Source organism: Shewanella fidelis ATCC BAA-318 (assembly GCF_000518605.1).
In the GTDB taxonomy this organism is placed as follows: domain Bacteria; phylum Pseudomonadota; class Gammaproteobacteria; order Enterobacterales; family Shewanellaceae; genus Shewanella; species Shewanella fidelis.
On sequence record NZ_JADX01000011.1, the window covers coordinates 63,526 to 75,811 of the forward strand.

The following is a 12,286-nucleotide window of genomic DNA, read 5'->3' on the forward strand; positions in this document are numbered from 1 at the left end:
GTGCTTTTCTAACCCCGTGTAGATGCGGCTTAGGCCTTTGATGGCATGGATGCCATCGCAGAGCGGTCAGGGATGACGTAAAGCGTGCCTAAGAAGTATCTGCACATACGCCTGCTGCAAGCAATTAGCTGCATCTGATGCAGACAGTTACCTCTGAGGTAATTCGCAACATTGCTGCCCAAAGCCACACCAAAAAGGTAAACACTGAGACCAAACAGTATGCCCAAAACGATGAACATGCCTCATCGCTCAGGCATTGCCAACTACTGGTGTACTAAGTGACCATTCTTCACCACATCCACACATGAGGCCACACCATAAGTGTATGCTAGCTCTGCTGGTGTGCTGATATTCCACATGCAGAAATCGGCGCTCATGCCGACCTCAATAACGCCGACCTTATCTTCAATACCCAAAGCCTTAGCTGCATTACTAGTCATGCCTGTTAGCGCTTCCTCTGGGGTTAAACGCAGTAAGGTACAGGCCATATTGAGCATCAATAGGCTTGAGCAAAGTGGCGATGAGCCGGGGTTGTAATCGCTGGCAACCACCATAGGCACCTTGTATTTGCGCAGTAAATCGATAGGCGGGTGTTGAGTTTCACGTAAAAAGTAAAATGCGCCGGGTAATAGCGTGGCGCAGGTGCCACTTTCGCTGAGGGCTTTTACGCCGTCTTCATCTAAGTATTCAATATGATCAACTGACTTGGCGCCTAGCTTGGCGGCCAGTGCTGAACCACCCATGTTAGATAACTGCTCTGCATGCAGCTTGATTTGCAGACCAGCGGCTTTAGCGGCTGCAAGTACACGTTCGGTTTGCTCAAGGTTAAAGGCGATATTTTCGCAAAACACATCCACAGCATCGGCAAGATCTTCAGCAATCACTTTAGGTAACATCTCGTTGATGACTAAGTCGACGTAGGCGTCACTATCATGTTTATATTCTGGTGGAATTGCGTGCGCGCCTAAGAAGGTGGTTTTTACATCTACATGGTGATGCTTGCCTAGTTCACGGGCAACCCGCAAAATCTTCAGCTCTGTGTCGATATCTAAGCCATAACCTGACTTGATTTCTACCGTGGTAACTCCTTCTTTAGCGAGTGCGTTTAGACGTTGACGACCAAGCTCAAATAATTCTGCTTCATCGGCTTCACGACAGGCGTTGACGGTAGAAATAATGCCACCGCCACTGCGGGCTATCTCTTCATAACTGGCACCGTTGAGGCGTAGTTCAAATTCATTAGCTCGATTGCCAGCAAACACTAAATGAGTGTGGGCATCAATAAGACCTGGGGTGATCCAACCGCCTTTACCTTTGTAAACTGGTGTGGCGAATACATCAAACTCAGGTAGCTCACTGCGTTTACCTACCCAAGCGATTTTACCGTCTTTAACCGCAAGAGCTGCGTCAGTAATTGCGCCGTAAGGCTCTGAAATATTTGGCGACATTGTAGCTATATTGATATCTATCCAGACTTGATCCCACGACATGATGCAGTTCTCTTTTAAGTTGTTTTTTGTGGCAGCCAAATACTAACACTAAAAATAATTTGTGAGCTAGCTTGTATTTACTTGTATATACAAGCTAGGATTGTAGCCGAGTTTTTAAGCAAGTAAATAGTCAGTGACAAGTTTAGCGGTAACGGGATGGCCAATGGCGAAGCCAAAGTTTGAAGAAATTAAGCAATATATTTTAGCGCAAATTGAGTCTGGCGAGTGGGCAGAAGACAGCCGGGTGCCATCAGAAAATCAACTTGCTGAGTTGTTTAGTTGTAGCCGCATGACGGCACGCCGTGCGTTAACTGAGTTAACTGAATCAGGTGTACTAGAGCGTTCTCAAGGTTTGGGGACTTTTGTTGCAGGCTTAAAGTCGCAGTCCTCAATGATGGCAATTCGTAATATTGCCGATGAGATAAAAGATCGTGGTCATGGTTATAGCGTGCAGCAAGTGCTGCTGACGCAAACAGTCGCAACGGGGGCTATTGCCATTGCACTGGGGCTTGAAGAGGGCAGCCAAGTGTTTCAGTCGGTATTAGTGCATTGTGAGCAAGGCACACCACTGCAGTTAGAGGAACGCTTCGTCAATCCAAAGTTAGTACCTGAATATTTAGCGCAAGATTTTACCAAGCAAACTCCACATGAATACCTGTCGATGGTGGCGCCGCTTACCGAAGCTAAGCACACCATTGAGGCCAAAATGGCAGATGTAGCGCAGCTGGCACTACTTGAAATCGCCGCGGTTGAGCCCTGTTTACAAATTACCCGCCGTACTTGGTCACGCCAAGGTGTGGTGAGTTTTGCACGTCTTGTGCACCCAGGCAGTCGCTTCAGATTAGGTGGTCACCTGACGTTTAGCTAACGTCAGTTGTGCACAGCTCATAGAGCAAAGCAGTAAATATAAAAGCTTTACAAGCAGATAAGAAACATAAAAACAAATTGAACGAGGTAGTACCGATGGATAAGAGACACGATCCGAGCCGCCGCATTATCGCGCCGACAGGAACTGAGCTTAGCTGTAAAAGCTGGTTGACCGAAGCCCCGCTGCGCATGTTGATGAACAACTTGCACCCAGATGTGGCTGAGCGTCCTGAAGACTTAGTGGTTTACGGTGGTATTGGCCGTGCAGCCCGAGATTGGGAATGCTACGACAAAATCGTTGAAGTATTACAACGCCTTGAAGATGACGAAACCCTATTGGTGCAATCAGGTAAGCCGGTTGGGGTATTTAAAACCCACAATAATGCACCGCGAGTGATCATTGCTAACTCAAACCTAGTGCCACATTGGGCCAACTGGGAACACTTTAATGAGTTAGATAAAAAAGGCTTGGCCATGTATGGCCAGATGACCGCCGGTTCTTGGATCTACATTGGTTCGCAAGGCATTGTTCAAGGCACTTACGAGACATTTGTAGCGATGGCTAAGCAGCACTTTAATGGTGACGCTAGCGGTAAGTGGATCTTAACTGGCGGCTTAGGTGGCATGGGTGGCGCGCAACCACTTGCAGGCACTATGGCGGGTTATTCTGTACTGACTTGTGAAGTGGATGAAACTCGTATCGATTTCCGTTTGCGTACTCGCTACGTCGATAAAAAAGCCAAATCTCTTGATGAAGCTCTCGCAATGATCGACGCAGCCAATAAGAGTGGCAAGCCAGTTTCAGTTGGCCTGTTAGCCAATGCTGCCGACGTATTTGCTGAGCTGGTGGAGCGTGGTATTACGCCAGATGTGGTGACTGACCAAACATCGGCGCATGACCCTCTGAACGGTTACCTCCCTCAAGGTTGGACGCTAGAACAAGCTATCGAGATGCGTAAAACTGACGAAGCGGCTGTGGTTAAGGCGGCTAAGCAGTCAATGGCGGTGCAAGTTAAGGCGATGCTAGCGCTGCAAGCTGCTGGCGCGGCGACAACCGATTACGGTAACAACATTCGCCAAATGGCATTTGAAGAAGGCGTTGAAAACGCATTTGATTTCCCAGGCTTCGTACCAGCTTATGTACGTCCACTGTTCTGTGAAGGTATTGGTCCATTCCGCTGGGCTGCGCTTTCTGGCGATCCTGAAGATATCTATAAAACAGACGCTAAAGTTAAAGAGCTTATTCCTGATAATCCGCACCTACATAACTGGTTGGATATGGCGCGTGAGCGTATTGCTTTCCAAGGTTTACCATCGCGGATCTGTTGGGTGGGCCTAAAAGACCGTGCACGTTTGGCGTTAGCCTTTAACGAAATGGTTAAAAATGGCGAGCTTTCTGCGCCAGTGGTTATCGGTCGTGACCACTTAGACTCTGGCTCTGTTGCCAGCCCTAACCGTGAAACTGAATCTATGCTCGATGGTTCTGATGCAGTATCAGATTGGCCATTAATGAACGCCCTGCTTAATACTGCAAGTGGTGCAACTTGGGTATCGTTGCATCATGGCGGTGGTGTAGGTATGGGCTTTAGTCAGCACTCAGGTGTAGTGATTGTGGCTGACGGTACAGATGACGCGGCAGCGCGCTTAGGCCGTGTATTGTGGAACGACCCTGCAACTGGCGTAATGCGTCATGCTGATGCGGGTTACGATATCGCGAAGAATTGTGCAAAAGAGCAGGGTCTAGACCTGCCAATGCTATAAGCCGCTCATATTGAGCAGTATAACAATAAGAGGCATTTAAATGAGTCATTTAGTATTAACTCCGGGTACCTTAACCCTTGCACAAATCCGTGATATTAGCCGCGGCAAAGTTACTCTAGAGCTAGCAGAAAGCGCAATTGCTGACATCAATACTAGCGCTGGCTTAGTGCAGCAAGTATTGGATGAAGGCCGCACAGTTTACGGCATCAACACAGGTTTTGGCTTACTGGCAAACACTAAGATTGCCGCTGATGATCTGCAACTGTTGCAGCGCTCAATCGTGCTGTCGCACGCAGCAGGTACTGGCCAATACATGCAAGACGCGACTGTGCGTTTGATGATGGTGTTGAAGATCAACTCGCTAAGTCGTGGTTTCTCTGGCATTCGTTTAGAGGTGATCAACTTCCTTATCGCCTTGGTTAACGCGGGTGTTTACCCATGCGTACCAGAGAAAGGTTCAGTAGGTGCATCGGGCGACTTAGCGCCGTTATCACACATGTGTTTGCCGCTGCTTGGCGAAGGTGAGATGAGCTATCAAGGCGAGATTATCTCGGCGGCAGAAGGTCTGCAAATCGCAGGGCTTAAGCCAATTGAGTTAGCTGCAAAAGAAGGCTTAGCCTTACTTAACGGTACTCAAGCATCAACGGCGCTAGCACTTGAGGGCTTGTTTAACGCAGAAGATCTATTTGCAGCAAGCTCGGTGATCGGTGCTATGAGCGTTGAAGCGGCAATGGGCAGTCGTAGCCCGTTTGACCCGCGTATTCATGCGGCTCGCGGTCAGAAAGGTCAAATCGATTCCGCTGCTGTGTTCCGTCATTTACTCGGTGATGAGTCTGAGATCAGTTTAGATCACGTTAACTGTGAAAAGGTGCAAGATCCTTACTCATTACGCTGTCAGCCACAAGTACTGGGTGCATGTTTGACTCAAATTCGTCACGCGGCAGAGGTGCTACAAACTGAAGCTAACGGCGTAACCGATAATCCATTAGTGTTCCAAGATACTGGCGACATTATCTCTGGCGGTAACTTCCATGCAGAGCCAGTTGCTATGGCAGCTGATAACTTGGCGATTGCGATTGCTGAGCTAGGTTCTATTGCCGAGCGTCGTATTGCGCTGCTTATCGACTCAAATCTATCTAAACTGCCACCATTCTTGGTTGAAAATGGCGGAGTAAACTCAGGCTTTATGATTGCGCAGGTAACTGCTGCTGCATTGGCTTCTGAGAATAAAACTTACGCTCATCCTGCATCGGTAGACAGCTTACCTACATCGGCTAACCAAGAAGATCATGTGTCTATGGCTACCTTCGCGGCGCGCCGTTTGCGTGATATGTCTGAAAATACCCGTGGTGTATTGGCGGTTGAACTATTAGCTGCCGCGCAAGGACTAGATTTCCGTGCACCACTGCAACCAAGCAAAGCGGTTGCGCAGGCTAAAGCTGAGCTACGTGAGCTAGTCACTTACTACGATAAGGACCGTTTCTTCGGCCCTGATATCGAAGCGGCAACAGACTTGCTGCTGACTGCGAGTTACAACGCTTACCTGCCAGCAGATATTCTGCCAAGCCTATAAGCTGACAATGAGTAAAGAGCCTTCAGCCTTGTCAGACTAAGCCCTCAGCCTAGTAAAACTGGGCTTTCGACTTAATCAAAGAGCCTGCGGGCTCTTTTTTTTGGCCGTAGCTTATGCCAATCCACAACAGATCCTTATGCAGATGCATATGTCGATCTTTTTTGAGTCTAAAAATGTCGCTGTCTCAAAATAGCCTATCAGTAAATTTTATTTTAAAAATCGTCAATAGTCATATGTATAATATATTATCTAATGTTTTGTTGGTTCTGTTGTATATTGTTGTTATTGTATTAATGTGTAATATCTTTTGCTGTCTTATGTGTAATTTGTTGCATGGTAAGATTTTATATCTGTTTAATAAGTTTGAATATGTTTACCTTGGCGGTGATTAATAGTGTTTACTATATGGTTAGTTATGAACGATTGCTAGCTAGAGTTATCGCAGGCAATAAAAAAGCCAGCAGGGCTAACCTCTGCTGGCTTTAATAAGAGTTAATTTTTTTAAGCAGTTACATACGTGACTTCATTTCGCCTATTTTTAAGCTCATTAGCTGTTTAGTCCATTGGGATTTGTCGATCCCTTCGATCCAAAATACGCGGCTGTCACGGGTTTGTCCCCTGCGTAAATAGGTGTCAGGCATTCTAAAAATGGCTTGCCAGACTTTGATATCTTCTTTTTTGATTAGTGCACCAGAGTCAGCAAAGAGGCTGACCTCTAATTCAACCATTACGTAGTGTTCAGGGCTATTACTGCTAAGCTCGAAGGTGAGTCCTAAGCGTCCATCATCATCCCACTGACTATTAGCAAAGCTCACTTTGACACCGCTTTTTGCAGTTGATTTAAGTAATGCTGATTGCGCGATTGCACTTGAGGTTAGGGTTTCTGTTGTGGCCGCACTAACGGCTGGAGTGATGACTTCAGTTGCTGCAGCACTTGTTGAAGCTGCTGTGCCGACTGTGGCTGGCAGGGTCACTGGAACCGCTGTATCTGGTTGGCTTTGGCTTTCTAAGATTATGTATTCCCAGGTAAAATCGTCATTGAGTTTTACTTTGGCACCATTATCAAGGGTAATTCTTGCCACTTCATCGGCAAAAGCGGGGACTGATAATACTAAGATTGCGATTGAGGCATAGTTGCGAAGCATTTTATACATGAGCATTAACCTGTTTAAGTTGATTGCCTTAGCATAGACAAACTAAGGTTGGATTAATACCTGTTAGATTCAGAATATTGTGATATGCAGTGTTTTAGTATGTGCTGCTACTTTTGCAAAGATAAACCAATGTTTGCTGCAAAAGGGGAGAACACTCTTTTCGCTAAGTCGCGGCTTTGGGCAGTGGCTGATATCTGAGCTATCGATTACACTCGGCTGTCAATTTCAGTGGTAGCTTAAATCAAACATCTAAAGTATTAAGCTGTTCTAGTTGCTAAAGAAGGGATGCATGAATTTACTAAAATGGACGATAGCTTCAGTTATTATTCTGCAAGTGTGTTTTGTTATTACTAATTTGATAATTGGGGCAAAAAAGGCTGCTGATTATAGTATTTCATGTCAGCATGTAGATAATCCGTTTTTCACTCAGCATAATTATGATGGTAATACACCTTTCACTTCCTTTAAAGCTGGGGAGTATCAGGCTGAAGGGGCAATGTTATATTGTCGTGGGTTTAATTATTTTAATTAATACTAATTGGTCGTTTTACAATTTATAGCATGGGATAAAAGTTTATCGCTAACTTTTATAAAAAAAGGGAAGACGATATCTTCCCTTTTTATGTTGCTACATAATTTAATTGTGCTGACTAATGCTTATAAGCGTGCTTTAAAGATGTCGATGATTTCTTCAAGGCTTGCTTTACGTGGGTTAGTTAAAGAACATGCATCGTTTAGGGCGTTTTGCGCCATAAATGCCAGCTTATCTTCTGTTACTCCTAAGTCTGCTAGGCGTTGTGCTGTGCCAACCTGTTGAGAAAGTGCTTCGATAGCGGCAATACCGGCTTCAATTGCTTGCTCTTGGGTCATATTTGATACATCTACGCCCATGGCTTTAGCGATATCAACAAAACGTGCAGGTGTTGCAACTGCGTTGAAACGTGATACTTCTGGAAGAAGAATTGCGTTACATAAACCGTGTACTAAATCGTAAACACCACCTAGTTGATGCGCCATAGAGTGTACATAACCGAGTGAAGCATTAGAGAACGCCATGCCTGCAAGGTATTCACCATATTGCATGGCATCACGAGCCTGACGATCTTCACCATTTTCAACTGCTGTGGCTAAGTTTTGTGAGATTAACTCAATAGCCTTAATAGCTGATGCATCTGTTATCGGTGTGGCTGCAGTAGAAACATAAGCTTCAACAGCGTGGGTTAACGCGTCCATACCCGTTGCAGCAGTTAGAAACTTAGGCATAGCGACCATAAGTTCTGAGTCGTTTACCGCAATAATTGGAGTAAAGTGCTTATCAACCACTGGGTATTTGGTTTCATCAGCTTCGTTAGTGATGATGGCAAATACAGTCATTTCTGACGCAGTACCTGCAGTAGTATTGATGGTCACCAGTGGTAACTGTGGCTTCTTAGATGTATGAACACCTTTGGAGTAGTCACGAATATGGCCACCATTTGCAGCAACCAAAGCGATACCTTTAGCTGCATCATGTGAAGAACCACCACCAAATGAAATAACAAAGTCACAGTTTTCTTGTGTGAGTATGGCAAGGCCATCTTCAATATTTTTTTCAGTTGGGTTTGGTTTTACGCCATCATAAATTGCAAAGTCGATGTTATGGCTTTTTAGCTCATCAGTTAGACGATTAATTAAGCCGATTTCAACTAACACACTGTCGGTAACAATAAGTGCTTTGCTTAGCTCTTTGCTTGTTAGTTCTGAACCTAGAGATTGAATTGCGTTTTGGCCCATAAGAGTCATTGGAGGCATGTAAAATACGCTGCTCATAATATTTCCTTAAATTTTTAAAGTTTAAAATCAAATTGTTAAATAAAAAAATTGAATAGATTGAGAATAAAAAGTTGATTAAAAGCACTTGCTATAATGGGCTGTGCTCTATCGATGAAGCAGAGTTTACTCTTTCCATTTGAAATGATAATTAGCTAAAATTGAAAATCATTTTTACCAGATAGTAATAATTGTTTGGTAGTGATCCATGCTAATTGAAGATAAGCAGCTATTGAGGTGAATAAAGCAGAGTGGAACAGCCTGAATTAACAGGCCGTTGACAGCAGTATAAAAGCGCTTTGTGAATGATGAAAAGTAGCCAGGATTGCTGGTTACATCGAGTAGCCTATGCTGATCACGGCAGACTCTGTCGCGGAGTTATAACCCGCACCCACAACAAAATGTTTACCAATGACATATCGTAGACCTAGCTCTGCTCCCCATGTGGTGTCTTTTTCAGTCTCCCACACCGGTTCAGCGCCAACGACATAAGGCACAATATTGGTGGTTGAGGAGTACTCAGTAGTATAAGCCGTTGCGCCACCATAAAGGCTTAAATCCCGGGTAAGACTGTAGCTAATACCAAAGCGCCACAGTGAGTCTTGTGTATAAGCTTCTCCCGGTGGTTCTACATATACATCTTCTTTTTTGCTTTGAGCATAGCCAATGTAATATCCCCAATTGGCGTAGTCTCGGTCGTAATGTCGAGGGGCAAACGTGACGCCATACATATCTTCGGCTGCTGGTATATAGTCTACAGTTATAGCCATAACCGGAGCGGGCTGAGTGTCAGCTTCAAATGTAAAATCGTTAGCCATGACGCTCTGACTCATTAAGCTAAATACACCTGCTAATAGTAATTTGTTCATGAGTCTCGCTAGGTTGCTGAAGATATGAGCATAGATTGTTGTGAATCTTTAGTTTACAGTCAACCAACAGTGCTAAAATGCCCTAATTAAGAGCGAGTTGTAACTGTATTGCTTGCAGCTGTTTGGATTGATGTAAGCGAAGTTTATACAGTGTGTTACGCCATGTGGTGCGAATAGGAGAAAGGTTTTGGATCAAGAGTTGCGAACAGGAATTGCCCATTGGTTAACCAGTATCGGAATAGATACTCAGCCTTCTGACGGCATTTCTAGTGCGATTATGGTGGTAGCGTGTCTAGTGATTGCGTTAGCAGCTTATATCTTTGTTAAGCGTGGTGTGGTTACCACGATGAACTTAGTGATCCAGCGTTCGAAAGCACACTGGGACGACATTTTTATGCGCCATCAAGTATTAGAGAAAATGGCAGTGATGGTGCCAGTGCTGATTTTGAATATCTTAATGCCATTGGCATTAAACGACCATAAAGTGCTGAGTAGCTTAAGTGATCGTCTGCTTGATGTGACCATAGTTGTACTATTTGTACGGGCGATATATAGCGCGTTAGATGCTGCAAATGAGATTGCAGATTACAATTTAGTGAGTCGCCGCTTACCTATTAAAAGCTTTGTGCAACTGGCAAAACTGTTCATGTTTTTTGTTGCCATTATTATTTCTATTTCAGTACTCGCCGACCAATCGCCTATCTATTTCCTAAGTGGTTTAGGTGTTGCTACCGGTTTGGTGATGTTGGTATTTAGAGACACTATTTTAGGCTTTGTTGCAGGGATCCAATTGGCTGCTAACCGTATGGTGAGCCCGGGCGATTGGATTGAGATGGATAACTTTGGCGCTAATGGTACGGTCGAAGAAGTGTCGCTAACCACAGTTAAAGTACGCAACTTTGATCAGACATTAACTATGTTACCCGCTTATTCGTTAACTTCTGGTTCGTTTAGAAACTGGCGCGGCATGTCGGAATCGGGTGGTCGTCGTATTAAGCGGGCGGTACAAATCGATATCCAATCGGTGCGTTTTCTTACTGAGAGCGATATGCGTAGTTTAAGTAAGATTAACCACCTCAAAGATTACTTTTCGTCGAAGTCGGCAGAAATCATTACCTATAATGCCCAAGTAGAAGATGCTGATATGTACGTAAACAGCCGCCACTTAACTAACTTAGGCACCTTTAGAGCGTATATCCAAGAGTATTTAACTCAACATGAAAAGATCCGCAAAGATATGACCTTAATGGTACGTCAACTTGCACCAACAGAACTTGGCGTACCCATTGAGCTGTATATCTTTACTAATGATACCCGTTGGGAGTATTACGAAGGGATCCAGGCGGATATTTTTGACCATATCTTTGCGATACTGCCGGAGTTTGATCTGCGTGTTTATCAAGGCCCAACAGGCGCAGATATACGTAGTTTGAGACATTAATGCCTTACAGTAAAAAGCCAGCTTGAAAGCTGGCTTTTCTATTTCAATTCATCGAAAGCTAGTTTTCGCGAGAAACTAAAATAGCTGCCAAGGCCACAAATACACCACCGCTGGTGCGGTCAAACCAATGCAGTTTATTGCTCGACTTCAAGGTTGGTGCAAGGACATTGGCCATGCAGGCGTAGATCATGACAAAACTAAAATCGACTACCGCCCAAGTGGCTGCCAAGATCGCTAATTGAGGTCCTTGGGGCGCACTGATATCGATAAACTGCGGAAACAGTGCAGCAAAAAATAGCAGATCTTTGGGATTACTAATACCAACCAAAAAAGCTTGTTTGAATAGTTGCTTTGGTGCGCCTTTGCCCTCGGCGGTTTTCAGCTCTAAGCCTTTACCATCGCCTTTAGTTAGCAGTAATTTTACACCTAGAAATAAAAGGTAAGCTGCACCACACCACTTTAATATGGTGAAGCCATACTCAGTTGCACTTAATAGTGCGCCTAAGCCAGCGGCTGACGCCATCATTAAAATCAATGCAGAGCACACGCTGCCTAAAGCGGTGGCAAGACTACGAGTTTTACCGTAATGAATACCGTGCCCCATAGACAGTACAGCCATAGTGCCGGGCGAGACCGCAATCAGTAAAATTGCAAATAGGTACAGCAGCCAAGTATCGAAGCTCATATAATTTTATACAATTTTGAATAATTGGCAGCACTATAGCTGCCAGTTATTATTTAGGCAATTAACTCAATAACGTTAGGCACTAAAATCAGGAATGGTTTTTGGATGGCGACCTTCAATCGAGCGATAAAACTCAACCAGTGGTTGCATATCTTGCACAATATCACCGCTAGGAGTAATACCTTCAGCAATGACGATGGTTTTCTTACCAAAGTCTAAGCCCACTGCAACGACAGGGACTTGAGCCTTATTGGCAATATGATAAAAGCCTGTTTTCCAACGAGTAACTGGGCTACGGGTGCCTTCTGGTGCGAGCGCTAGGCTGAAATCAGGGTTGGTTTTAAACATTTCCGCGACAGCATCGACCAAGTTATTGCTTTTACGCCGATCGACCGGCGTACCACCAATTGCTTTAAAGAACCAACCCCAAGGTGGTATAAACAACTGATGTTTACCTAAAAAGTTAATTTTAACGCCGAGTACGCCGCGAGCAATAACACCAATTATAAAATCCCAGTTGCTGGTGTGTGGGGCGACAATGGCGATAAACTGACGATCTTTGGGGAGCTCGCCAACAATCTTCCAGCCCATGAGCTTAAACAGCCCTTTGCAAAATAATTGAAACATATAGTGAAAA

General features: G+C 44.7%; 11 protein-coding genes. 5 read left to right on the top strand and 6 right to left on the bottom strand.

Translation table 11 applies throughout. The features are described 5' to 3' along the window. Positions 1-263 precede the first annotated feature (263 nt). Complete coding sequence (gene hutI, locus L884_RS0106250) at positions 264-1,490, bottom strand: imidazolonepropionase (RefSeq protein ID WP_028766683.1); 1,227 nt, start codon at positions 1,488-1,490, stop codon at positions 264-266. Between the two features lie 163 nt (positions 1,491-1,653). Here hutI and hutC point away from each other — a divergent pair, with 163 nt between their 5' ends. From hutC to hutH, 3 genes are all read left to right on the top strand, one after another. After that, positions 1,654-2,358 carry a histidine utilization transcriptional repressor HutC gene (hutC, locus tag L884_RS0106255; protein ID WP_028766684.1) on the top strand — a complete coding sequence of 235 codons (705 nt, stop codon included), beginning with the start codon at positions 1,654-1,656 and terminating at the stop codon, positions 2,356-2,358. A gap of 95 nt (positions 2,359-2,453) precedes the next feature. Further along, on the top strand, positions 2,454-4,118 hold the full coding sequence (gene hutU / locus L884_RS0106260; protein ID WP_028766685.1) for a urocanate hydratase: 1,665 nt from the start codon (positions 2,454-2,456) through the stop codon (positions 4,116-4,118). A 40-nt stretch (positions 4,119-4,158) separates the two neighbouring features. After that, entirely contained in the window at positions 4,159-5,691 is a 1,533-nt protein-coding gene (hutH, locus tag L884_RS0106265) for a histidine ammonia-lyase (protein ID WP_028766686.1), read from the top strand. Between the two features lie 509 nt (positions 5,692-6,200). Here hutH and L884_RS0106270 read toward each other — a convergent pair. Beyond that, positions 6,201-6,845, bottom strand: coding sequence for a DUF3157 family protein (locus L884_RS0106270; RefSeq protein WP_028766687.1), 645 nt, complete (start codon positions 6,843-6,845; stop codon positions 6,201-6,203). Positions 6,846-7,134: 289 nt separating this feature from the next. Here L884_RS0106270 and L884_RS0106275 point away from each other — a divergent pair, with 289 nt between their 5' ends. Further along, complete coding sequence (locus L884_RS0106275) at positions 7,135-7,377, top strand: hypothetical protein (protein WP_028766688.1); 243 nt, start codon at positions 7,135-7,137, stop codon at positions 7,375-7,377. Positions 7,378-7,502: 125 nt separating this feature from the next. Here the strand turns inward: L884_RS0106275 and L884_RS0106280 are convergent, their stop codons facing one another. Beyond that, on the bottom strand, positions 7,503-8,654 hold the full coding sequence (locus tag L884_RS0106280; RefSeq protein WP_028766689.1) for an iron-containing alcohol dehydrogenase: 1,152 nt from the start codon (positions 8,652-8,654) through the stop codon (positions 7,503-7,505). A 332-nt stretch (positions 8,655-8,986) separates the two neighbouring features. Next, complete coding sequence (locus L884_RS0106285) at positions 8,987-9,523, bottom strand: hypothetical protein (RefSeq protein WP_028766690.1); 537 nt, start codon at positions 9,521-9,523, stop codon at positions 8,987-8,989. 187 nt (positions 9,524-9,710) lie between these two features. Here L884_RS0106285 and L884_RS0106290 point away from each other — a divergent pair, with 187 nt between their 5' ends. Further along, positions 9,711-10,964 carry a mechanosensitive ion channel family protein gene (locus L884_RS0106290; protein ID WP_028766691.1) on the top strand — a complete coding sequence of 418 codons (1,254 nt, stop codon included), beginning with the start codon at positions 9,711-9,713 and terminating at the stop codon, positions 10,962-10,964. A 58-nt stretch (positions 10,965-11,022) separates the two neighbouring features. Here the strand turns inward: L884_RS0106290 and L884_RS0106295 are convergent, their stop codons facing one another. Beyond that, positions 11,023-11,649 carry a LysE family translocator gene (locus tag L884_RS0106295; protein WP_028766692.1) on the bottom strand — a complete coding sequence of 209 codons (627 nt, stop codon included), beginning with the start codon at positions 11,647-11,649 and terminating at the stop codon, positions 11,023-11,025. Between the two features lie 75 nt (positions 11,650-11,724). Beyond that, positions 11,725-12,276 carry a lysophospholipid acyltransferase family protein gene (locus tag L884_RS0106300; protein ID WP_028766693.1) on the bottom strand — a complete coding sequence of 184 codons (552 nt, stop codon included), beginning with the start codon at positions 12,274-12,276 and terminating at the stop codon, positions 11,725-11,727. Positions 12,277-12,286 lie beyond the last annotated feature (10 nt).

Excerpts from the sequence above, each read along its gene's own strand:
- hutI (WP_028766683.1), bottom strand. The coding sequence starts at position 1,490 with ATGTCGTGGGATCAAGTCTGGATAGATATCAATATAGCTACAATGTCG.
- hutC (WP_028766684.1), top strand. The coding sequence starts at position 1,654 with ATGGCGAAGCCAAAGTTTGAAGAAATTAAGCAATATATTTTAGCGCAA.
- hutU (WP_028766685.1), top strand. The coding sequence starts at position 2,454 with ATGGATAAGAGACACGATCCGAGCCGCCGCATTATCGCGCCGACAGGA.
- hutH (WP_028766686.1), top strand. The coding sequence starts at position 4,159 with ATGAGTCATTTAGTATTAACTCCGGGTACCTTAACCCTTGCACAAATC.
- L884_RS0106270 (WP_028766687.1), bottom strand. The coding sequence starts at position 6,845 with ATGTATAAAATGCTTCGCAACTATGCCTCAATCGCAATCTTAGTATTA.
- L884_RS0106275 (WP_028766688.1), top strand. The coding sequence starts at position 7,135 with ATGAATTTACTAAAATGGACGATAGCTTCAGTTATTATTCTGCAAGTG.
- L884_RS0106280 (WP_028766689.1), bottom strand. The coding sequence starts at position 8,654 with ATGAGCAGCGTATTTTACATGCCTCCAATGACTCTTATGGGCCAAAAC.
- L884_RS0106285 (WP_028766690.1), bottom strand. The coding sequence starts at position 9,523 with ATGAACAAATTACTATTAGCAGGTGTATTTAGCTTAATGAGTCAGAGC.
- L884_RS0106295 (WP_028766692.1), bottom strand. The coding sequence starts at position 11,649 with ATGAGCTTCGATACTTGGCTGCTGTACCTATTTGCAATTTTACTGATT.
- L884_RS0106300 (WP_028766693.1), bottom strand. The coding sequence starts at position 12,276 with ATGTTTCAATTATTTTGCAAAGGGCTGTTTAAGCTCATGGGCTGGAAG.